Here is a 23,385-nt window from a genome sequence, read left to right as displayed (position 1 = left end):
AAAAGTATTATTAGGAAAAATTATGCCACAATTGACTAACAAAAGTGCAGATGCGCTGTGTACCGTTATCACGTTTGGATTCTTTAGCTTGGAAGGAATGAAAGTAATTCTTCAGTCAGAACCTCCGAAAGAAGTGGGAACAACAGCCGAAGAAAAACAAGCAGCCAAGCTTGTTGCAGACAAGGAAGCTGCTGAATATAAAAAAGTAGTAGAGGCATACAAACAGATATCAAAAAAGAATCTTTTGTGTGACCAGTCATTCAGTCAAAGTTATATGCCATATGTGCTAGCAAAAGCACCTCTGGACGACGAAGGAGTGAAAGCGGGAAGGGCATTGGTGAAGGTAATCCCTATAATTGGGGAATTGTTTGATGGAGCAAAAATTCCCAATCCTCCTTATGGGGCATACATCGGTGGGATACTTAAAGGAAATCAGTTTATAATTGTAGGACCTTCTGCTTTGCTACAATATAAACCTACTTATCGGCAATTGGACGATCCAGCAAGGGTGGAGATTGAAGGCTCATACAATCGTGCCAAGAATGCAACCAATTGTTCATATTGTATCATAAGCAGACTTCCAAAAAGTAAGTCAAATGAAGAATCTCCAACAGAACAAATTACAATCGATAAATGTATCGAAACCATTAGCGAGGATTATGACAAAACCAAGGGGTTGTTTGCAAGTTATCATGGTATGATTCGGACAATGTCTCAATTTTTACCAGATGAAAGAGAAAGTGATGCCATATTTGAAGTTGCTCTTGGAAGTAGTACGACAAAAGTATCGTCTTGTTTGCCTTGTAGCCTTTTCATGATGGCTAATGGACGTCCAGCATCCTCTACCCATTTAGGCAGAGGAGATAACTGGGGGATACCTGCAAAATGCCCAAAATCGATGATTAACGCCTGGAGGAACCATGTTATAGATTACTATAAAGAAGGATTGAAACTATTTGAAAGTGCAGATAATAAATTCCCGGCTATCGTAGATTTGATGTTCGACTTTCAACAAGAAGAACAGAATATTCCTAAAATATTTCTGGAAGCATTGACGTTCGAAAGTAAATTTACTGATAGAATCTTGAAAACATTGGCTTCCAAAAGGTAGTAGAGTATAAGGGTAAATTCTAAAAAACTTTGATTGAGTAGAAAAATATAAATAGTTATTGTTATGAATATTATTAAATGTACAAATGAGGATTACGGTGAGAAAGTGAGAAAATATAAGGAAAGTATCCCTCACGATAATCTGGAAAGCAGTAGGAAAGAAGAGGCAGAGCGAGTATGTAATGGTGTCGGTACACTCTGTGACAGAGAAATAGGTGGTACCATAATGTATGCGGCTATGGATGGAGATATTTGTAAGGGGGTTGCCCGGATAAGTACTCATCGAGATATCTGGAACTTGGATCATATTTCTGCTTATCATGGAGCTGGTGGAGAAATTATCATGTATATCATCGAGGAGGCAAGAACAAAGAATATTACTAAAATCACTTTGAGCGCATCTGGAGATGGAGTGAATGCACAAAGTCGCCAAGAATCAACAGATAAATTAGTTAGTCATTATGCAAAATTTGGGTTCAAGGGCACTACCAGTAGTCCCAATAGAATGGAATGCAGACTTTAGTTATTACGTAAAAATGACAAGTAACTCTCTAACTTAAGAATATAATAGAGGCAATAATTTAAACGGTGTCAGCAAAGAGAAAAAATAGATTATAAACTTTGTCAACACAGTTTTTATAATGAATGAAAAAATTGAGGGCACTGTCCCAAAAAGGAGACTTATTTATCACAAATAAGCCTCCTGCTTCATTCAAATAAAACTGTGTGCTAAGTTAATGAATGTTGATAGTCTTGTCGTTTATCTAATCGCTTTTATCAGTTCATTTCCGTTACGCACCGGTTCTTTAATCAGCTCCGGTAAATTATATGTTTTAGTAAACGTATCATAGAAACGCGGATCTTTCTGTGGCAATAAAAACGGTTTTCCCGCTTTTCCTGTTTCCGTATTGAAACTGGCGAAGAATGGTCGTGCCCAAAGTCCGTCCAGTCGTTTGCTGCTGAATACGAACCACTTTCCGGATGACGACCAGGTATGGAAACTTTCCACGTCATCACTGTTCACCTCGTTTAAAAGCCGTATCTCTCCGGTATCTATCGTTAAAAGGCAAAGCTCGCTTTCCGGATGCCAGATAGAAAAGTTACCATAATCAGATAGAGTGAACATCAGGTATCTGCCATCCGGAGAAACTCTTGGAAAAGACACGCTCTTCCCCTGTTCCGAAGCTTTATATACACATTCCAAGCTCCCGAACTTACCTGATTCGGGGTCGAATCCAATCCGGCATAGGTCATAACGAATACTGTCCAGCGACATCTTTTCTTTGTAAGCGTTTCCACGGCAGAAGTACAGCATCTTCCCGTCCGGTGTCCAGTTCGGAAATGTCTCCATGTATTTATCCCCATAAATCAGGGAGTCCGTGAGGAACGTTTTCTTTTGCGTGTCATATACCATCAAGTCGGCGGCCAGGTCTGACACCTCGATGGGTTTTTGTCCCGATGAATGGAAGAACTGTTGTATCTCATTCATAGAGAAAGCAATATATCGCCCTGTAGGATGCCAGGCCGCATAGGTTCCTCCATTCTTGGCTCCTTCCGGTTTTGTATTAACTTTTTCTACTTTTCCATTCTTTGATATCAGTGTTCCTCCCGATTTTCCACGTACATGTATCATCATGGTTTCGGGCGAGTTCCGGTTGAACGTATGGCAATTTATGCATTGTTTTTCAAATGCTTTATTCTCCGCTATGGGAGTTTCCTCATAATTAGTCAGGTTTCGTTGATAGATTCCCATCTCGTTCCAGAGTTCATATCCCGGGTAGAGTAGCCGGTAGACGAGGTATGGATCTATCATTTCATTAGAAACGGTATCTGTAATATCTGCGAAGCGTGTCCATTTTCCATCTTTCAGGAGGGTGATTCGAATAAAGATTTCCTTTCCGGCTGCCTTTTGGAGAAGTTTTTTCCAGGCTTTGGATGGGATAATCACTTCCGGTTGCTTGCTGGTATATAGAATATCTGTCACTTTTTCTACACCAATTTCTGTTTGAAAAACATCAGCTTCTTCCTTGATAATGAAATTTGGCGGAGCAATATTAACCGGGAATGTGACTCCTGTATAATCCGGGTATATACAGGGAATACTATCTGTATATAAGTCCGGCCTTTGACATTGCTCTGTGCAGGCTTGTAGTATCCAGGCAAGAGCCATCATAAAAAGAATATAGGTAGTTTTCATATCAGTGCAGATTAGTTCTTAATGATTTTATCTCCATAGGGACTGATGAAGTTCAGATAGTACCAATAGGTGTTTCCAAACTCCGATTTCAGTCTCTGCATTTCTCTGTTTTTATATAAACCATAATATTGTTGGAATCGTTTTTCGGTTTGTTCGCTTACAGTGAAACCTGATTTTGAAAAAGTTTCTTCGCCTACTCCTAATTTATAGATATAGAGTGCCTCTTCGTAAGCGGGTGGCATTTGAGGGTAATCGAAATTATGTATGAACTTCAGGTTATTCACAAAACGTATGACATTGTTGCTCAACAGTAAGTTACCCATCAGATATTCGAAAGCCATCCGGTTTGTTGAGTCTTGTTCGCACAGATATTGCAGTTCCGGTCCTATATTTATAACATTCGCGAATCGTACAGGTGTGTTGGAGGCTTTGCCGGGTGATACTTTCAACCCGGGAACATTTCCTGTCGGTAGCCATTTCTCCAATGCTTCGGCCTCTTTCTTGTAGAAAAGAGATTGTTTAAGCAGGTTGATAAACCTCTGTGCCACTTTGGGACGTTTATTGGCTATGTTATACCGTGCCAGGTTAATCAGGTGCGGAGCGGTCTCTCCCCAGACAACCATCGATTCGAACTCCCACCGTTGTGCCTCGTTGATATATCCCAGGTCTTCATAAATGAAATGTCCATATTCGCTTTCACGGCTGTCACTGTTCCATGGGAAGTACAGACTTTTGACTCCTAATTTTTGTGGATAATCGAATAGGTGGTAAGGTAGTTTTCCTGTGTGATATAAAGCCAGGTTGTGAAAATAAGAGATCAGTTGATTGGTTCTCCCTGAATTTATATATTTTTCTGTTTGTGTCAATGTGTTTTCCCAATTTCTCTCTTTTACGCTTTTCTCAGCCATCAACATGATGCGTTCCGGCATATTATATGATTGTACGAATATATAACATGCGGCAATGGCATATATGATTGTAGAAATTGTGGAAATTGCCATATTCTTTTTATTTCCATGAACATTAATCCATGGAATGCGGATGAAACATTTCCATTGTTTGGTTATGAAGAGATTAATTCCGGCAAGTAACAAAAGCCCCAAGAAAACTCCCACGACAGGTGTTAATGAATGATCTACAGGCATTGTATAAATGAAAAGACATATAGAGGGAATCAAGGATAATTGTAACAGGTCTGTTTGTCCTGTTATTTTTTTGAAAGAATAGTGCGTCAACAGATATATTCCCGCCAATATCCCGGATAATATAGCACTCCCCAATATGGGTATATAAAAGAATTGAACGATGAAATCATTCAGATATGCGATCAACCCTTCCGTATGAATTTGTTTGAAGAAGTATTCTTTAGAGAACAGGAACAAATGGTGTTGTTCGTGATAATAAATCACATGTGAAAGTACCCCTTGGTAACAAAGGAAATAGGTAATGAAAAGTAGTAAAAAAAGTAGGTATGGTAACCGCTTCATAAGTATAGATGCAAGATAATAAGAGAAATGAGGGCACTCCCTGATTGGAATGCCCCCATTGTCTAAACACTATTATTAATAACCCGGATTCTGTGTCAGAGCAGGATTCAAGTCAATTTCGCTTTGCGGTACAGGGAACAAATAGTTATTGTCCGAGTATCTGCTTCCTACCAACTTAATCGGTTCTCCCTGATAAAGGATACACATTTTTCCACCATCTACTTTTTTGTCGGGATCATTCGGGTTGTCTACAATCTTATATTTCAATCCTTCGAATGGTGCATTCAATACGTCTTTGGCAATTCCCCAACGACGGATATCCCACATACGTTTTCCGCCTTCCAGACAAAATTCTACACGCCATTCGTTACGGATACGTTGACGGAGATCATCCTGAGTAGCACAATAAGTAGGCTTGCTGGCATCCGTATTCTGAAGTTCAGGCATACCTACACGACGTCTTACCTGATTGACGGCATCAAATGCAGCCGGATCCAACCCCTTAAGTTCGTTCATGGCTTCAGCATAAGTTAAGAGTACTTCAGCATAACGGATATGTACCCAGTCCTTACCCATGTTCCAGCCATCAGACTGAGGATCTAAACTTGGGTCCAGCCATTTCTGGCCATAATATCCGGTTTCTGTAGCATCATTATGTTGGTTGATGCCTGTGCTACCGCTTGAAGCCAAAGGAGCGACTTTTATTGTTACGCCATACATTTCCTCACCATCGTGCAAAATGTCTACCTCCAAACGTGGGTCACGGTTTTTGAATGGATCTGTTGAATCGTATATTTTAGATTTACTGATCGGAGCGCCTTCACTATCTTCGAATGCGTCCACCAGACTTTGAGTGGGGTTCATGCCACCCCAACCTTTTGTAGGGAAACATTCCCAACCCATCAGGTAGTGAGTTTTGTCCGGGTAGTTAAATTGGGTAACAAGTATGAATTCGTCACAACCATCGGCTTTTTCCCAGAAAAGTTCAGCATATTTGCCTGTATTGTCTTTATCATAAAGTTCATACAAGCCTAAATCCATTACATTTTTGGCTTCTTTGGCAGCTACATCCCAATTTCCGTAGTATAAAGCAGCTCTTGCTTTCATTGCCATAGCGGCTCCTTTAGTAATTCGTCCATAGTCAGAAGCAGGCCATTCTGTTGGAAGGGCAGCAATTGCTCTGTCAAAATCAGCCATGACTTTCTCATATACTTCTGCTCTTGGCATACGTGTGATTCCTTCCATGTCTTTTAAGTCCAGAGGTTTATCAATGTATGGAACGTCTCCGAATGAACGGATCAGATTAAAGTAAATATACGCTCTGAAGAAATATACCTGTCCGAGTGCTTTGGTTTTATCTGCTTCAGGATAATCAGGAATCTCATCTATTTTTGAAAGAATCAGGTTACACTGACGGACATTTGCATAATCACCGCTCCAACCTTGGTCTGCCGGGTCATAAATTCCTTTGGAAATATTACCTGCAGCCCATTTGATACCCATTGTGGCATTGTCTGAATTAATGTCGTTGTCTTGATCCCATGTAGACAGATAGCCATAGAGGTCTGAGACTACTTTGTTTGCGTCATCCGGCGTTTTCCAGAAGCTACCATCAGAAAGCTCTTCCTGAGGATAGCGATCCAGAAAGTCGCTACAAGAGCTGAACCCTACTATAAGGGCTGTTGCAAATATATATAAGTAATTCTTTTTCATATTTTTATAGTATTGAGGGATTTAGAATGAAACTTTTAGGCCTAATGAAACTTTCTTCACGTTGGTATATGACCATCCGCGTGTACTTGATTCTTCCGGGTCAATGTCTTCAAGACCACAGAATGTCAGTAAGTTTTCACCAGCTACATAGACTTTGATTCTGCTAACGCCAATTCTGTTCAGCCAACTCTTAGGCAGATTGTAGCCTAATGACACATTCTTCAAACGTACATAAGACGCGTCTTCCAACCAGAAAGAAGAAGTTACGAAGTTAGTTTGTGAATCTTTTGTGATACGAGGATAGCTGGCATTATGATTTTCCGGAGTCCATCGATCTAAGTGTTTTTTCAGCACTTTACCACCATTATAGAATGCGTATGAAGATTCGGCTTCACAGTATTTATCGACATCGAATGCACCTTGGAACAGAGCAGAGAAGTCGAAGTCTTTCCAATACAGGTTAATGCTTAAACCACCTGTCCAGCTCGGGAAGTTTTGACCGATCACTGTACGGTCATTCGCAGCATCAATTTTACCATCACCATTCAAATCAGCATATTTGATATCACCCAATTTTTCTGTTCCTGTACGTTTCGGTTCGTTGGCCAGTTCCTCTTCAGTATTGAAATAACCGATTGCTTTGTAACCATAGAATGAACCGATGGGATAACCTTCTAAACGCCATAATTTATTGTTGTCAGGATCTTCTCCTTCAGTACCTTCAAGGTTTGTGATACGGTTTTTTACATAAGCCAGATTTAAATTTACAGCATAGCTGAAATCTTTATTGATACGGTTATTGTGGAAAATGTTCAAATCGAAACCTGTATTTTCTACACTACCTGCATTCTGAACCGGTGCTGACATACCTAAAATGCCCTGTACCGGAAGTTTCAATAGCATGTCATCTGTTTTTTTCTTGTATACAGACAGTTCAAATCCAAGTTTATTATCTAAGAATCCTGCGTCTAATCCAACTTCGTAATTAGTAACTGTGGCCCACTGAAGTGCACTGTTTACATATCTCGCTTCATAGGCAGTTGTGTTCAATGTATTACCAAACATATAAGAACCATAAGCATAAGTCGCTACTGCAGGGTAGATATCGCTCAATTCTTCGTTACCGGTACGCCCCCAACCTAAACGTAACTTCAAGTTACTCATCCAGTTCAGATTGTCTTTAATAAAGTTTTCCTCTGAGATTCTCCATCCGGCAGAGAATGCAGGGAATACACCCCAACGATTATCTTTCGGGAAACGTGAAGAAGCATCTGCACGCAGATTCGCTTCAAATAAATATTTGTCAGCGTAATCGTATTGGATACGCCCAAAGTATGAACGACGGGCTAACTCCGTGCCACCATCAGAATTGGTTTGAGATGATTTATCCAGTGTATTCAATGACTCTGTTAGTTCATCGCTACCACCACCCTTACGTGTGGCTTCTGTATATTTATAAAGTTGTTCCCACTGCTCAAAGCCAAACAATGCACCGATAGTATGTTGCTTGAACGTTTTGTTATAGTTCACCAATAGCTGAGATGTATATTCGTTCCAGATATAATATTTATCGTATCCTTCTCTCAAACCGGAATCAGAAATATTTGATCCGGTACCATATGAATAATGTTTCTTGAAGTAATCGATGTTACGAATATCATTACGTACAGAGAATAATCCCTTAACGCTCAATTCCGGTAAAATGTGTACGGTTGCATGTAGGATAGCATTCAACTGCTGGTCCATCTGACGATAAAAACCGGTTCTTCCTAATTCTGCTACCGGATTGGCTTTTCCACTATAATTAAATGTACCATCTTCATTGTAAACCGGTAGTGTCGGGCTGTTACGGGTCACTTCACTCATCAGTGTAGCAAATCCGACAGCTCCATCTTCACGTGTTCCTCTATATCCGGATACATTCAGTCCGGCAGAAAACCATTTGCTGATTTCTGATTCAACGTTGATACGACCGGTGAAACGATTATAATCATTTTCGTTTGTTAAACCACCTTGATAGAGATAACCAACCGATGCACTGTAATTTGTTTTTTCAGAGCCACCATTGATTGAGAAATTGTGTTGTTGTTCAAATGCAAAATTTTTAAATGTCTCTTTATACCAGTCTGTATTGGGGTGTCCGATTGGATCAGTTCCATTCCGGAAAAGCTCGATATCTTCATCGCTATACGGAAGGGCGGCATTGGGATTTTCATTTTTTACAGCTTCATTGTACAGCATAGCATAGTCTGCCGAACCAAGGAAGTTTAGTTTTGTCGTAGGAGTTGCCCATGCTACACTACCCGAATAGGATACTTTGGCATCTTGTCCTTTCTTACCTTTTTTAGTTGTAATCAAGATTACACCGTTGGCAGCCTGTACACCGTAGATTGCGGCAGAAGCAGCATCTTTCAATACTGTCAAACTTTCGATATCCTGTGGGTCAATGGTATTCATACTACCCGGTACACCGTCTACGATGACTAACGGATTGGCCGCATTCACCGAGTTTTTACCACGTACGGTAATTGTTCCGGTTTGTAATCCCGGAGCACCGGAAGATTGGATAGCTGTTACACCCGGCATTGTTCCGGCCATTGCTGCAGAGACACTTGATACAGAACGAGATTCCAGTGCTTCAGCATTAATGGATGATACTGCACCTGTTAAATTTGCTTTTTTCTGTACGCCGTAACCTACTACAACTACCTCGTCAAGGGTCTTTGTATCTTCTTTCATGGTAACATTGTAAGAAGTAACACCTGGTTTCAACGATACTGTTTCAGGCATATAACCGATATAGGTAATTTGTAATTCGTTGCCGCCTACTGTCAGACTGAATTGTCCGTTAATATCTGTTATAGTACCATTAGAAGGAGCTCCTTTTTCTACTACTGATGCTCCAATGATGGCTTCACCCATTACATCTTTTACAACTCCCGAAACTTTTCTCTGCTTTTGTTGCTGAGTTGTCTGTACGTCTTTTGTCGCTTCTTTCGTCGCAGATACTACGATCTGATTATCCACGATCTTATAAGTGTATCCCGAATTCTTGAATACTTCGTTCAGTACAGTTTCGATCGGGGCATCCGACACATTGATGGATACTTTCTTGTTCAGCTTTACCTGATTGTCATTGTAGAAGAAAGTATACTCGCTTTGTTTTTCAAGTTCACGCAGTACACTCTCGATGGATACGTTTGTCTTCGTCATTGAAATCTTTAGTACTTGAGCGAAGGCACTTACAGGTACCATAGCTATCAGGCTAACTGCCAAAGCAAAAGCCAGATGCTTTTTCATTCTTTGCGGACTAAACCACCGCATGTTGCATTTTCTCATAAATACGATTAATTATTAGATTGTAATTTTGATTGATAAAGTGAGCACAGGACACTTCTAAAGCATCACTGCACCAGGTTAACTTAGCTTACTGTTTTTCTCTCATCCTTTTCTTTCTTATTTAGGTTTAAAATTTGGTGTTTGATCTAAGTTCTTCGAGAACTATTGCATTTTTATCCCCTATTTATTATTGGGTCCTGTTTACATTTTGATTATTTCATGCTTTTTTATCATTTTGTATTTTCTACCTCATCTGTATTGCTGGTTTTAGCACCCGAACAAAGATCTAAGGAAAAAAACAGCTGTGTTGCTGTTAGAGAAAGTTATATTTGATAGGATAAAGCCTCCAATTTTGTGTATTTGCTCGATAAAACAAACGATATAGCTCTTTAATGATATGTATTAAGTGAATTAACGATGATTTATGATAGTAGAAATGTAAACGGGAAAAATTAGTAAATAGCTTCTTAAAGCAGATTTTTGAACTCTAACTTTTTAAGATGTTAACTTCGTACAAATAAAGAATTAAGGTTTTGTCAACAGGATATTAACTTCGTACAGATAGAGAATTAATTTCCTATATTCAGGAAACGAATAAGATCCTGCAATAAAATGTATTTTTACTTAAAAGATAATTCTGTATTGCATAATAATGGTATTTTTATTCAAGATGAAATTATTATAGCATCTTTTCAAAGAAAGTCTGAGTTAGCTAAATATAAAGATCCTCTCCCTTATGTCAACCTAAAATGAATTTTACTATCTTTTTTATATTTCTATAATCATTATTATTTAAACACATCTTTTTATATTCAAATGCGCTCATTTGCTATAAATCCTCTATTTTTATTTTAAAATTTGTATTGTTTCTCCCTAAAAAATTGTATGTTTGCACATCACACCGATAGATTTATGACCGAGAAAGAGCTTATTGTATCATTAAAACTGGGGGACGAAGCTGCATTTACTGCTCTATACAGAATGTATTGGCCTAAAGTTCACAACTTTTCCCGTTTATACCTATCTTCTATGGCCGAAGTAGAAGAAGTGGTACAGGAGGTCTTCGTAAAATTGTGGGAGGCACGTATCTTCTTGAAAGAGAATGAAAGCTTCAAAGGATTTCTATTTATTATAACCCGCAATATAATTTTTAATCAATTTCGTAAAAGTTTCAATGAAAATGCGTATAAAACGACTATACTCAGTAGTGCAGAAGTTGAATATGATATTGAAGATGAAATGGATGCAGCCGATCTTCAGGCCTATATAAAGAAATTAATTTCTGAACTGACGCCTCGGCAACAAGAAGTATTTCACTTAAGCCGTGAAGAGCACCTTAGCTATAAAGAAATAGCTACTCGGCTGTCTATCAGTGAGAAAACTGTAGAGCGACATATTAATGAAGCCTTAAAATTTTTACGTAAAAACATCTATTTATTTATCATATTTCTTTCTCTATAATAATAAGGTATAGAGAGCTTATTTCATGATTTCCCTTTTATTTTAAAGATTTTAAATTTTCTTTGGGGGATGTTATGGTGTTGCGTGTATTTATAAATAGATAGGTAATAAGAAGGTAATAAAGATGAAACAAGCGACAAAAGGAAATAAGAATATAATAAAGAAGCTGCTGACTGATGGCCTATCGCCGGAAGAGCGAGAAAAACTTAATAACTATAAATTTGTGAATCAGGCAATTTATAGTCAATGGGAACAGACTTCTGATATGTATACCGATGTCGATAAGGAAGAACGAATGCTAACAAACGTTATGCACCAAATAAAGAAAGGAAAAAGCGGACGTTTTAGGCAAAGCTTACATCGGTATAGCTGGGTAGCATCCATAGCATTATTGCTAATTTGCGGAACATTATCTTTAATGTTATTATCCAGAAAATCAGATCCAAAAGTTTGGTATGTTCTGAATTCAGGACGCCAATCCATGGATTCAGTGAGACTGGCAGATGGTACACTGGTGATGTTGAATGCTGGAAGTCGTTTGACATATCCTAAAGAGTTTTCCGGAGAAAAGCGGGAAGTAACTCTTTCAGGACAAGCTTTTTTTAATGTTCATCCGGATAAGGGACATCCTTTTGTTGTAAAAACCAAGAATATGGATGTTACAGCTTTAGGGACAGCATTTGAGGTTTTTAGTTTTGATGGTGACGAAAGTGTAGAAACAGTATTGCTCAATGGCAAAGTTAGGGTAGAACCTAAGGATAACAAAGAGCAAATTAAAGGAGAATACATTCTTCGTCCGAATGAAAAATTGACTTGCCAAGCAAACGGTGATGTGCGTATAGATCATGTAGATGCTAATTCATATTCTGCTTGGCGTATTGGAGGACGATTGAGTTTCAAGAACGAAACATTGGCCATGATTTTACCTCGTTTAGAGAAATGGTATGGTCAAAAGATCGATTGCTCACAGAAAGTGGCTGATCATTATCGCTTTACATTCACATTGCGAAATGAACCATTGGATCTGATTCTGAATATTATGTCGCATAGTGCGCCATTAAATTATAAATTAATAAGCAATGACTACTATGTTCTCGAAGAACTTAAGTAGAACACGATTTAAGAAATAAAAAAATAGTAATAAAAGCTAAGTTCATACGGAACTTGGAAAACAGGACAAAAGATAAGATTTATACCAAGTTCGTTTAGAACTTAGACCAAACATCAAATTTTAAACCTAAATTAATAAAGAAAAGAATGAGAGAGAAACCGTAAATGACGTTAACCTGGTGCAGCGATGCTTTAGAAGTGTCCTGTGCTCACTTTATCAATCAAAATTACAATCTAATAATTAATCGTATTTATGAGAAAATGCAACATGCGGTGGTTTAGTCCGCAAAGAATGAAAAAGCATCTGGCTTTTGCTTTGGCAGTTAGCCTGATAGCTATGGTACCTGTGAGTGCCTTCGCTCAAGTACTAAAGATTTCAATGACGAAGACAAACGTATCCATCGAGAGTGTACTGCGTGAACTTGAAAAACAAAGCGAGTATACTTTCTTCTACAATGACAATCAGGTAAAGCTGAACAAGAAAGTATCCATCAATGTGTCGGATGCTCCGATCGAAACTGTACTGAACGAAGTATTCAAGAATTCGGGATACACTTATAAGATCGTGGATAATCAGATCGTAGTATCTACAGTTGCAGCAGCAGCGAAAGAGGTACAGGCTACCCAGCAACAGAAACAAAGAAATATTTCGGGAGTTGTGAAAGATGCAATGGGAGAAGCTATCATCGGAGCATCGGTTATAGAAAAAGGAAATCCCTCTAACGGTACCATCACAGATATCAACGGAAAATTCAGCCTGAATGTAGGTGGCAACGAGATACAAATTACCTATATCGGTTATATGCCTGAAACAGTATCGTTGAAGACTGGTGTAACTTCATATAATATCATCATGAAAGAGGATACTAAAACACTTGATGAGGTCGTAGTAGTGGGATATGGTGTACAGAAGAAAGCCAATTTAACGGGTTCTGTAGCATCAATCAATGCTGATGCCTTAGAGTCTCGTTCCGTTGCCAGTGTGTCTGCCGCACTTGCCGGACAAATTCCAGGTGTAACTTCTATCCAAACTTCGGGTGCTCCGGGATCACAAACGGGTAGTATTACCATCCGCGGTAAGAATTCTATCAATGCTGCCAGCCCATTGGTTATTGTAGATGGTGTCCCGGGAACCATGGATACAATAGATCCTTCGGATATTGAAACGTTAACAGTATTGAAAGATGCTGCATCATCGGCCATCTATGGTGTACAAGCAGCCAATGGTGTTATCGTAATCACTACCAAACAAGGTAAGAAAGGTGAGAAAACGCATATAAACTACTCAGGTATTGTTTCATGGGCTTCTCCTGTTGTGAAGCGTCAGTATGTCAATGCTTATGAACATGCCATACTATACAATGAAGCTGTTCACAACGAAAATCCGAACGCAGTACTTCCTTTTACGGATGAAGATATCGAGAATTATCGTAATGGAACTTACCCCAGTACAAATTGGTACGATGAAGCGTTCAAAAAGAGTGCTTTTGAGCAAATGCATAATTTATCTATCAGCGGCGGTTCTGAAAAGACCACTTATAATGCTTCCATCGGGTATACTAACCAAGGAGGTCTGACAGATGAAATTAGCTATAAACGCTATAACGCACGTATGAGTCTGAATTCAGATATTAACAAGTATGTCTCTGTAGGTGTTAATGCATCCGGATATCGTGGTATTAAAGAAGATGGTTGGATGGGATACGTCACAGTAGCGCAGGGTGTGAGTCGTTCATATCCGACAGACCCGGTATATGCTGAAGACGGCTCTTTCAATTATTCAGGAAAAGATAACCCGGTAGCAATTCAAGACCAATCCGGTTTTACCCGTAGTACAGCACAGCAATTAAATGCTACTGCCTATGCACAAATTAATATTTTACCGGAACTAAGCGTTAAAGGAGTATTTTCTCTTCGCCATGATTACACCAATCAAGAAGGCTTTAAAAAGCATTTCACTTATGGTAATTTCGACTCAGGACTTCGCGAAGGTTACGACGAGTATTATAATCACAACCGATACACAAGCCAGGTATTAGCCAATTATAATAAAACTTTCGGTAAACATTCAATAGCAGTTCTGGGAGGTTTTGAATCATTCGAACACATTTATAAATTTACCAAAGCTTCTCGAAAGGGCGGTGGCAACAATGAATTAACGGAATCATTGAATACACTGGATGCATCTTCACAAAAAAATGAAGACGGTGGATATGAAATGTCTCGTCTATCCTACTTTGGACGTGTCCAGTATGACTTTATGAATAAGTACTTGTTTGAAGTCAATTTACGTGCGGATGCCTCATCACGTTTTCCAAAAGATAATCGCTGGGGTGTTTTCCCAGCAATCTCTGCCGGATGGAGAATTTCGGAAGAAGCATTTATCAAAGACAATGTATCATGGATTAGCAACTTGAAACTGCGTCTTGGATGGGGAAAAACCGGTAACGAAGAATTAGATCCGGATGATATTTATCCGGCAATACCGACATATGCTTACGAAAAATACATGTTTGGTAATAGCCTGTATTCTACCGCTTACGAAAGCCGTTACGTAAATAACAACTTACAATGGGCAACCGTTACAAATTATGAGTTAGGATTAGAGGCCGGTTTTCTAAACAATATGTTTGGATTCGAATTATCTGTTTATAAGAAGAAAACAAATGATATGTTGTTGTACATGCCTATACAAGGTGTGATCGGTATGAGTGATCCTGCACAAAATGCAGGTAGTGTAGAAAACACTGGTTTTGATTTGAATTTATTGCATAACAATCGTATCAACAAAGATTGGAGTTATGCTGTAAACCTTAATATTGCATATGTAAAAAATGAAATCATCGATATGAATGGTACGGAAGGTGCTAATTCAAAAAATGATAAATTATGGTACATCGAAGGCAATCCAATTGGTTCATATTATGGTTACGTAGCCAATGGATACTTTAACACTGACGATGAATTAGCTAATTATCCGAAACGCACCGGCAAAGAACAATTGGGAGACATCAAATACCTTGATTTGAATGGAGATAGCAAAATTACCGCTGACGGAGACCGCCAAATCATTGGTAAGAATTTCCCCAGCTGGACTACAGGCTTAAATCTGACTTTATACTATAAAGATTTTGATTTCTCTGCCATGTTCCAGGGAGCTTTTGATGTGGATGGCTACTACATGGCCGAAGCAGCTTATGCATTTTACAACGGAGCTAATGCACTGAAGAGACATTTGGATCGTTGGACTCCAGAGCATCACAACGCTTCTTACCCAAGAATCACCAAAGACAGTCAAACGAACTTCACAACTTCTTCATTCTGGCTACAAAACGCCTCATATGTACGTTTAAAAACTATTTCTCTGGGATACAATCTGCCTAACAGTTTCTTAAGCAAACTGGGTGTTCAAAAAGCAAAGCTTTATGTTGCCGGAGAGAATCTATTGACGTTCAGCGATCTGGAAGGTATTGATCCAGAAGAAGGTAACGAACGTGGTTGGTCTTATGGAAACGTAAAAAAAGTTTCAATCGGATTAAAAGTTTCATTCTAAAATAAAATAATATAGCAAAATATGAAAAATAAAATTTTATATATTATAGCGTCCATTATGCTAACAGGATTTACCTCTTGTAGCGATTTTCTGGATCGTTATCCAACAGAAGAACTTTCAGACGGAAGTTTCTGGAAAACAAAAACAGATGCAGAAATGGCTGTTTCTGATATTTATAGATGTCTTCCCACTTGGGACATAGATGAAGATATCAATTCAGACAATGCAGTACATGGTATCAAATGGGCTAATGGAAACGTGTCCAAAGGCGTATACGACCCTGCCGACCAAGGGTGGTCCGGTGATTACGGATATATTCGTAGATGTAACCTGGTATTACAGAAATTAGAAGAAATGGAATTATCTCAGTCGGATAAAGAATCAATAGCCGGACAAGCTCATTTCTTCAGAGCTTATATTTATTTTGGATTAATTCGTCAATTCGGAGACGTTCCATACATCGACCAGCCTTTAAAGTTAACTGATGTAGAGGATATTACCCGCACACCTAAAGATGAAATATATACCAAAGTTATGGCCGACTTTGATAAAGCTATCAGCTACTTGCCAGAAGAATGGCCGGCTACACAGTGGGGACGCATAACCAAAGGTGCCGCTATGGCAATGAAAGCAAGAGCAGCTTTGTATTTTGGCAATTGGGAAACAGCGGCTGCAGCCGCAAAGTCTGTTATGGATCTAAATAAATATGATCTATATGACAAAGAAAACACAGGAAAGTACCAAGAATTATTTTGGGAAAAGACAGACGGTTGTGAAGAAATTATTCTTGCAGTACAGTACAACGCACCTGATAAAACAAACTACCTAATTGGATGGGAATGTTTTCCGACAAAAGGTTGGGGTGGTTTGAATCCGACTCAAAGTCTGGTAGATGCATTCGAAGATAGTGAAGGAGCTCCGATCAGCAAATCTAAGATTTATTCAGAAAAAAATCCATTCGCTAACCGTGACCCTCGTTTAGAGGTTAACATTCTACACGATGGTGAGGAAATGTATGGCGTGACAATCAAAGTAGCGCCACTAAAATCAAGCGGAAGTACCGGTATTGCACAACACGGTGATGCCACAGCAACAGGATACTATCAACAGAAATGGCTTGACCCAAGTATTGACCCTCAATCAGCAGGTTGGGAAATGGGAAAAGATTGGGTAACGATCCGTTATGCAGAAGTTCTGTTAACCTATGCTGAGGCCAAAAATGAAGTCTCACCACTGGACGATTTAGCTTTTGAAGCTGTTAATCAGATACGTCGCCGTGTAGGTATGCCGGAATTACAAAAGACAGATGCAACCAAGCCGACTTACTGTGCTACTCAAGATGATCTTCGTCAGCGTATACGTAATGAATGGCGCGTTGAGTTTGCTCTTGAAGGAGGAAAGCGTCAATGGGATATTCGCCGTTGGGGCATCGCTAAAGATGTATTGAATGCACCATTCCTTGGCATTAAATACAAAATGGTAGATGGCGGAAAGGTATGCGTTCTGTACGAGGGTGACAATGTTAAACTGGCCGGTAGTAGATATGAAGACCATAATTATATCTACCCGATTCCTCAATCTGAAATTGATTTAAATCCCAAGTTAACTCAAAATCCGGGATATTAATATCTAACACAAAAATTCACGGACTCTCTACATTTAAATGTTATAGGGTCCGTGAATTTTCCCATATTTAAGCAGCACTTATCATGAGAAAGTACTTCCCTTACATCCTTTTCATTTTTCTTTTCTTTATTTATTTTCTCTGTTATCAGAGTGTGTTATCACATGTGATTTATTATCAAGAACAACATCATCTTTTTCTATATTCCAAAACTTTTTTTCTACAACATATCCAGTCACAAGGATGGATGAGTTATCTGACAGTATTTATTATACAGTTTTTTCACATACCTACTATAGGCAGCATTTTACTTGCAGGAATTTTAGCCCTCATATACTTACTGACTAACGATGCCATAAAAAAAATTACAGGCCACAATGATCTGCTACTGTTATCACTAATACCTTCTATATATTTGTTCCTCTATTCAATGGCTGTCGACCATTCATTAACACCAATCATCGCTATCTTCCTGGGACTTCTGATCATGAGCCTTTTTCATCAAATCACAGTTCGTCCATGGTCTTTTATCCGAAAAATTTATTCTCCACCCCTACCCTACAACAAGTACAGTATTTTAATACACAGCTTACTAATAGCAATTTACGTAAGTTCTTCATTTTACTTTTTTGTCCAAAACTATAACATAAGTGAACACCGAATGTTAATGGCAGAAAAGAGCGTAAAAGAAAAGAATTGGGACAATACACTGACGCAAACCGAAAAATATATCAACTCGGGAAGAACTAACCAGCTGATCTCCTACTTTCACAATCTGGCTCTGTACCATACGGGGAAATTGCCTTATCAATTATTCGATTACCCACAAAAACTGGGAGTCAAGGCACTATACTTCCCATGGAACAGCGATAGCCGTGAGAGTGAGTACGGACATTTTATATATGAAGACTTAGGATACATCAACGAAGCACAGCGGTGGGAATCCGAAGCAATGGTAGTATGGGGAGAAACGGCACCCCATTTGCTTAACCTGGCGCGATACAACATAGCAAACAAAAGGCCTGAAGTGGCACAACGATTCATCAATCTCCTGAAGCAGTCTCTCTTCTATAAGAAAGATGCCGAAGAATTGGAAAAACAGCTTCATGCAGGCAGTGTACCGGGACTGCGCATGGCACTTGAAAACAAGAAAGAACATCCCGCACGATTTGCAAACGTCATCAATATAGGACCCGAATTACAGTATCTGTGTGAGCAGGATACGACAAACAGAATGGCTTTTGAATACCTGATGAGTGACCTCCTGCTGAGCAATAACGTAGTACGCTTTGTGGATAACCTAAAGTTTATCAGGCACTTTAAATATCCGCAAATGCCACCCGCATACGAAGAAGCACTCTATATATACAAATTGGGAGTAGACGGGGAAACGTTCTCCGAATCAGGATTCAACGTCAGCGAAAAGACGGAAAAGAGATTCCAAAGGTATTACAGCCTGTATAAAAACAGAGAAATGCAGAGACTGAAATCGGAGTTTGGAAACACCTATTGGTACTATCTGAACTTCATCAGTCCCTATGGAGATAAAATCATTAAGAATTAATCTGCACTGATATGAAAACTACCTATATTCTTTTTATGATGGCTCTTGTCTGGATACTACAAGCCTGCACGGAGCAATGTCAAAGGCCGGACTTATATACAGATAGTATTCCCTGTATATACCCGGATTATACAGGAGTCACATTCCCGGTTAATATTGCTCCGCCAAATTTCATTATCAAGGAAGAAGCTGATGTTTTTCAAACAGAAATTGGTGTAGAAAAAGTGACAGATATTCTATATACCAGCAAGCAACCGGAAGTGATTATCCCATCCAAAGCCTGGAAAAAACTTCTCCAAAAGGCAGCCGGAAAGGAAATATTCATTCGCATCACCCTGCTGAAGGGAGGAAAATGGAAACGGTATGCGGATATCAAGGATACCATATCGAATGAACCGATAGATGAGTATCTGGTCTATCGGTTACTCTACCCGGGATATGAACTCTGGAACGAGATGGGAATCTATCAACGAAACCTGACTAATTATGAGGAAACTCCCATAGCGGAGAATAAAGCATTTGAAAAACAATGCATTAATTGCCATACGTTCAACCGGAACTCGCCCGAAACCATGATGATACATGTACGTGGAAAATCGGGAGGAACGCTGATATCAAAGAATGGAAAAGTAGAAAAAGTCAATACAAAACCGGAAGGGGCCAAGAATGGAGGAACCTATGCAGCATGGCATCCTACAGGGCGATATATTGCTTTCTCTATGAATGAGATACAACAGTTCTTCCATTCATCGGGACAAAAACCCATCGAGGTGTCAGACCTGGCCGCCGACTTGATGGTATATGACACGCAAAAGAAAACGTTCCTCACGGACTCCCTGATTTGTGGGGATAAATACATGGAGACATTTCCGAACTGGACACCGGACGGGAAAACGCTGTACTTCTGCCGTGGAAACGCTTACAAAGTAAAGATGCCGCTGGACAGTATTCGTTATGACCTATGCCGGATTGGATTCGACCCCGAATCAGGTAAGTTCGGGAGCTTGGAGTGTGTATATAAAGCTTCGGAACAGGGGAAGAGCGTGTCTTTTCCAAGAGTTTCTCCGGATGGCAGATACCTGATGTTCACTCTATCTGATTATGGTAACTTTTCTATCTGGCATCCGGAAAGCGAGCTTTGCCTTTTAACGATAGATACCGGAGAGATACGGCTTTTAAACGAAGTAAACAGTGATGACGTGGAAAGTTTCCATACCTGGGCGTCATCCGGAAAGTGGTTCGTATTCAGCAGCAAACGACTGGACGGACTTTGGGCACGACCATTCTTCGCCGGTTTCAATACGGAAACAGGAAAAGCGGGAAAACCGTTTTTATTGCCGCAGAAAGATCCGCGTTTCTATGATACGTTTACTAAAACGTATAATTTACCGGAGCTGATTAAAGAACCGGTACGTAACGGAAATGAACTGATAAAAGCTATACATTAATTTAACACACTTTACCCCGAAAGAGAGGGCTTTCCATTTTGCAGTAAGCCCTCTTTTTTAGAACTTTGCGACATCACTCAATAAACATTTAATTCAAAGAAAACACATGAAAAACATTTTCCTTACCTTAAGTTTGGCTATAGGCTTGCTTTTACCTTGCAATCTGTATGCTCAAAGCCAGTATCCGTTCCAAGACACGACATTGTCTACCGAAGAAAGAGTAAATGACCTTATCGGACGTATGACCCTTGAAGAGAAAATAGATTTGCTTGCCGGATACAACGATTTCTATCTACACCCGTGCGAACGATTGGGAATACCGGCATTCAAACTGGCTGACGGTCCGCTGGGCGTTGCCTCCTGGGGATTGTTCGGACGTGCTACCGCATTTCCATCGGCACTTTCTCTGGCTGCCTCATGGAACAAAAATCTGGCAGAAAAGACAGGAGCCATGTATGCCCAGGAATGGCGTGCGAGAGGTATTCATTTTCTTTTAGCTCCGGGGGTAAACAACTACAGGGCTTCCAAAGGAGCCCGTAATTTCGAGTATTTCGGCGAAGATCCCTATCTGACATCCGAAATGGTAGTCCCTTTTATTAAAGCGGTACAAGACGGAGGAGTAATCGCCACCATAAAACACTTCGCAGCCAACGATCAGGAGTTTGACCGCTATACAGTCAGTACGGAAGTATCCGAACGCGCGCTGCAGGAAATTTACCTTCCACCTTTTAAAGCTGCCGTACAAAAAGCAGGTGTCAAAGCCGTCATGACGGGTTACAACTTAGTGAACGGAACACATTGTACTGAAAACAAACATCTGATCGATATTTTAAAGAAGGACTGGGGTTTCAAAGGCATGTTGATGTCAGACTGGGCATGTACCTATTCCGCTGACAATGCCGCAAACTACGGTTTGGATCTTGAAATGGGCAGCAACGACTGGTTCACCCGCAAAGAACTTCTCCCACTTATTAAAGAAGGAAAGGTTACAGAGGAAGTGATCAACGATAAAGTACGCCGTATTTACGGAGCCTGCATCTCAATGGGATTTTTTGATCGGCCTCAGCAAGACACCCATATCCCGACTTTCAACCCACAAGCCAATCAAATGGCATTGAATGCCGCCTGTGAAGGTATCATCCTGTTAAAGAACGAACAAAACACATTACCCATCCGCCAACCTAAAGTAATTGCCGTGATCGGTCCTACAGCCAATCCGGCGATTGTTTCAGACAGAATATACAATGTCAACAGCATTGTGTATGGCGGAGGTGGAAGTTCTAAAGTTCACCCCTGGTATGTCGTTTCAGCATTAGAGGGTATCTGCCAGGAATTCCCGGAAGCAACTGTATATTACACCGAAGGAATATCCAACCAGTTCAAACCCCGGTTGTTCCGTAACAGTAAGTTCCGTACCAAAGATGGCAAACCCGGACTGGAAGCCAGTTATTATGCATTGTCATCTGACAGTTCTGCTATGCTCTCCGACAAAATGATCCAGCAACAGGCAGTAGCTGCCGGAAGAACAGTAAACAGCAATCAACCGGGCAACACAGCATCCGGAAACGGTAAAGATGAAAACGGACTGATCATTCGCCGTATCGACCGCACAGTAAATTACGAATGGTGGGGATACCCTTTCAACGAGAGCAAATTGGGAAGTGACTACCGGATATGTTGGGAAGGATACGTGGATGCCGAGAAGACAGACAGCCTCCGGTTCTTTGTCGATGCACAGGGAGCGTATCGCCTGTGGATAGACGGAACATTGGCATTGGACGCTTCCCGGTCTCAATCGTTCGACGTACGCAATATTGCCGTTTCAGTACGGAAAGGAGATACCAAACACGTTCAACTGGAATTCTGTAACCAACGCAGCACCCCGGCAGAGATCCGGATGGGATATGCTTATCAAAGCGACATTGACTTTTCTGAAGCAAAGCGACTGGCCGAGAAAGCCGATCTCGTGGTGTTCTGTGCCGGATTGGACGGAAGCATCGAACTGGAGGGGCGCGACCGACCGTTCGATTTGCCTTATGGACAAGACCTGCTAATCGAGGAATTGATTAAAGTAAACCCCAAACTGATAGTAGCCATTCATGCCGGAGGCGGAGTGAACATGACCCGGTGGATCAATCAGGTACCTGCTGTAGTACATGCCCTCTATCCCGGGCAGGAGGGTGGACACGCATTAGCCCACATTCTTTCGGGCAAAGTAAATCCATCAGCCAAACTCCCGTTCACAATCGAAAAAAAATGGGAAGATTCGCCGGCATACGGCCACTATGATGAAACCCGAAAAGAAAAGAAAGTATATTATACAGAAGGAATCTTCACCGGTTACCGGGGATACGACGAAAAAGGTATCGAACCTCTTTTCCCATTTGGATTCGGACTCTCGTATACCACTTTTGATTATACGGACCTCAATATCCGTATTACAGATAAAAAACAGAAGAAAGTCACAGTTTCGTTTACCATAACCAATACCGGGCAGCAAGACGGATACGAAATTGCCCAACTTTATGTACATGATATACAGTCTAAAGAGCCCCGTCCACAGAAAGAATTAAAAGGCTTTGACAAGATATATCTGAAGGCAGGAGAAAGCAAACAGGTAGAGATCGAACTGGATGAAGACGCATTCCGGTATTTCAATGCCCGACAAAACCGTTGGGTATTTGAGAAAGGAGAGTTTGAAATCCTGGTAGGTGCCTCTTCCAGAGACATCAAACTGACAGGAAAGATCAAGATATAATCTTTATCAGTTGACGGGGAA

13 protein-coding genes are annotated in these 23,385 nt (G+C 40.1%); 9 read left to right on the top strand and 4 right to left on the bottom strand.

The features are described from left to right. The first annotated feature begins 22 nt into the window (after positions 1-22). Together G7Y45_RS07790 and G7Y45_RS07785 are read left to right on the top strand one after the other, a co-directional pair. Complete coding sequence (locus G7Y45_RS07790; protein WP_165017988.1) at positions 23-1,111, top strand: hypothetical protein; 1,089 nt, start codon at positions 23-25, stop codon at positions 1,109-1,111. 63 nt (positions 1,112-1,174) lie between these two features. Next, positions 1,175-1,633: a hypothetical protein gene (locus G7Y45_RS07785; RefSeq protein WP_165017991.1), complete on the top strand. Its 459-nt coding sequence runs from the start codon at positions 1,175-1,177 to the stop codon at positions 1,631-1,633. A 237-nt stretch (positions 1,634-1,870) separates the two neighbouring features. On the opposite strand, the gene G7Y45_RS07780 is transcribed toward G7Y45_RS07785, so the two are convergent. The 4 genes from G7Y45_RS07780 to G7Y45_RS07765 all read right to left on the bottom strand — a co-directional run bounded on the left by G7Y45_RS07780 (position 1,871) and on the right by G7Y45_RS07765 (position 9,846). After that, positions 1,871-3,307, bottom strand: a complete 1,437-nt coding sequence (locus tag G7Y45_RS07780) for a PD40 domain-containing protein (protein ID WP_165017994.1) — start codon at positions 3,305-3,307, stop codon at positions 1,871-1,873. Positions 3,308-3,318: 11 nt separating this feature from the next. Beyond that, positions 3,319-4,794 carry a DUF6057 family protein gene (locus G7Y45_RS07775; RefSeq protein ID WP_165017997.1) on the bottom strand — a complete coding sequence of 492 codons (1,476 nt, stop codon included), beginning with the start codon at positions 4,792-4,794 and terminating at the stop codon, positions 3,319-3,321. Positions 4,795-4,869: 75 nt separating this feature from the next. After that, the gene (locus tag G7Y45_RS07770; RefSeq protein WP_005810142.1) at positions 4,870-6,507 is read right to left on the bottom strand and encodes a RagB/SusD family nutrient uptake outer membrane protein; all 1,638 of its coding nucleotides are present in this window, start codon (positions 6,505-6,507) and stop codon (positions 4,870-4,872) included. Positions 6,508-6,528: 21 nt separating this feature from the next. Further along, on the bottom strand, positions 6,529-9,846 hold the full coding sequence (locus G7Y45_RS07765; RefSeq protein ID WP_165018000.1) for a TonB-dependent receptor: 3,318 nt from the start codon (positions 9,844-9,846) through the stop codon (positions 6,529-6,531). A gap of 885 nt (positions 9,847-10,731) precedes the next feature. Here G7Y45_RS07765 and G7Y45_RS07760 point away from each other — a divergent pair. The 7 genes from G7Y45_RS07760 to G7Y45_RS07730 all read left to right on the top strand — a co-directional run bounded on the left by G7Y45_RS07760 (position 10,732) and on the right by G7Y45_RS07730 (position 23,364). Further along, complete coding sequence (locus G7Y45_RS07760) at positions 10,732-11,307, top strand: RNA polymerase sigma-70 factor (RefSeq protein WP_005810129.1); 576 nt, start codon at positions 10,732-10,734, stop codon at positions 11,305-11,307. A gap of 124 nt (positions 11,308-11,431) precedes the next feature. Beyond that, positions 11,432-12,418 (top strand): FecR family protein, encoded by a 987-nt coding sequence (locus G7Y45_RS07755; protein ID WP_005775675.1) that lies wholly within the window; start codon positions 11,432-11,434, stop codon positions 12,416-12,418. 252 nt (positions 12,419-12,670) lie between these two features. Next, positions 12,671-15,970, top strand: coding sequence for a TonB-dependent receptor (locus G7Y45_RS07750; RefSeq protein WP_209377355.1), 3,300 nt, complete (start codon positions 12,671-12,673; stop codon positions 15,968-15,970). A 21-nt stretch (positions 15,971-15,991) separates the two neighbouring features. Beyond that, the gene (locus G7Y45_RS07745; protein ID WP_165018041.1) at positions 15,992-17,596 is read left to right on the top strand and encodes a RagB/SusD family nutrient uptake outer membrane protein; all 1,605 of its coding nucleotides are present in this window, start codon (positions 15,992-15,994) and stop codon (positions 17,594-17,596) included. An 83-nt stretch (positions 17,597-17,679) separates the two neighbouring features. Continuing rightward, complete coding sequence (locus G7Y45_RS07740; RefSeq protein ID WP_165018038.1) at positions 17,680-19,158, top strand: DUF6057 family protein; 1,479 nt, start codon at positions 17,680-17,682, stop codon at positions 19,156-19,158. Between the two features lie 11 nt (positions 19,159-19,169). Further along, positions 19,170-20,606, top strand: a complete 1,437-nt coding sequence (locus G7Y45_RS07735; protein WP_209377353.1) for a PD40 domain-containing protein — start codon at positions 19,170-19,172, stop codon at positions 20,604-20,606. 106 nt (positions 20,607-20,712) lie between these two features. Then, positions 20,713-23,364, top strand: coding sequence for a glycoside hydrolase family 3 protein (locus tag G7Y45_RS07730; protein ID WP_165016841.1), 2,652 nt, complete (start codon positions 20,713-20,715; stop codon positions 23,362-23,364). The last annotated feature ends 21 nt before the right edge of the window (positions 23,365-23,385 follow it).

The sequence above is a fragment of the Bacteroides sp. ZJ-18 genome (genome assembly GCF_011038705.2).
Lineage (GTDB): Bacteria > Bacteroidota > Bacteroidia > Bacteroidales > Bacteroidaceae > Bacteroides > Bacteroides hominis.
Note: the sequence above shows the minus strand (reverse complement) of the source record. Positions and strands in the feature narration are given on the sequence as shown.

Excerpts from the sequence above, each read along its gene's own strand:
- G7Y45_RS07790 (WP_165017988.1), top strand. The coding sequence starts at position 23 with ATGCCACAATTGACTAACAAAAGTGCAGATGCGCTGTGTACCGTTATC.
- G7Y45_RS07785 (WP_165017991.1), top strand. The coding sequence starts at position 1,175 with ATGAATATTATTAAATGTACAAATGAGGATTACGGTGAGAAAGTGAGA.
- G7Y45_RS07780 (WP_165017994.1), bottom strand. The coding sequence starts at position 3,307 with ATGAAAACTACCTATATTCTTTTTATGATGGCTCTTGCCTGGATACTA.
- G7Y45_RS07775 (WP_165017997.1), bottom strand. The coding sequence starts at position 4,794 with ATGAAGCGGTTACCATACCTACTTTTTTTACTACTTTTCATTACCTAT.
- G7Y45_RS07770 (WP_005810142.1), bottom strand. The coding sequence starts at position 6,507 with ATGAAAAAGAATTACTTATATATATTTGCAACAGCCCTTATAGTAGGG.
- G7Y45_RS07765 (WP_165018000.1), bottom strand. The coding sequence starts at position 9,846 with ATGAGAAAATGCAACATGCGGTGGTTTAGTCCGCAAAGAATGAAAAAG.
- G7Y45_RS07760 (WP_005810129.1), top strand. The coding sequence starts at position 10,732 with ATGTTTGCACATCACACCGATAGATTTATGACCGAGAAAGAGCTTATT.
- G7Y45_RS07755 (WP_005775675.1), top strand. The coding sequence starts at position 11,432 with ATGAAACAAGCGACAAAAGGAAATAAGAATATAATAAAGAAGCTGCTG.
- G7Y45_RS07750 (WP_209377355.1), top strand. The coding sequence starts at position 12,671 with ATGAGAAAATGCAACATGCGGTGGTTTAGTCCGCAAAGAATGAAAAAG.
- G7Y45_RS07745 (WP_165018041.1), top strand. The coding sequence starts at position 15,992 with ATGAAAAATAAAATTTTATATATTATAGCGTCCATTATGCTAACAGGA.
- G7Y45_RS07740 (WP_165018038.1), top strand. The coding sequence starts at position 17,680 with ATGAGAAAGTACTTCCCTTACATCCTTTTCATTTTTCTTTTCTTTATT.
- G7Y45_RS07735 (WP_209377353.1), top strand. The coding sequence starts at position 19,170 with ATGAAAACTACCTATATTCTTTTTATGATGGCTCTTGTCTGGATACTA.
- G7Y45_RS07730 (WP_165016841.1), top strand. The coding sequence starts at position 20,713 with ATGAAAAACATTTTCCTTACCTTAAGTTTGGCTATAGGCTTGCTTTTA.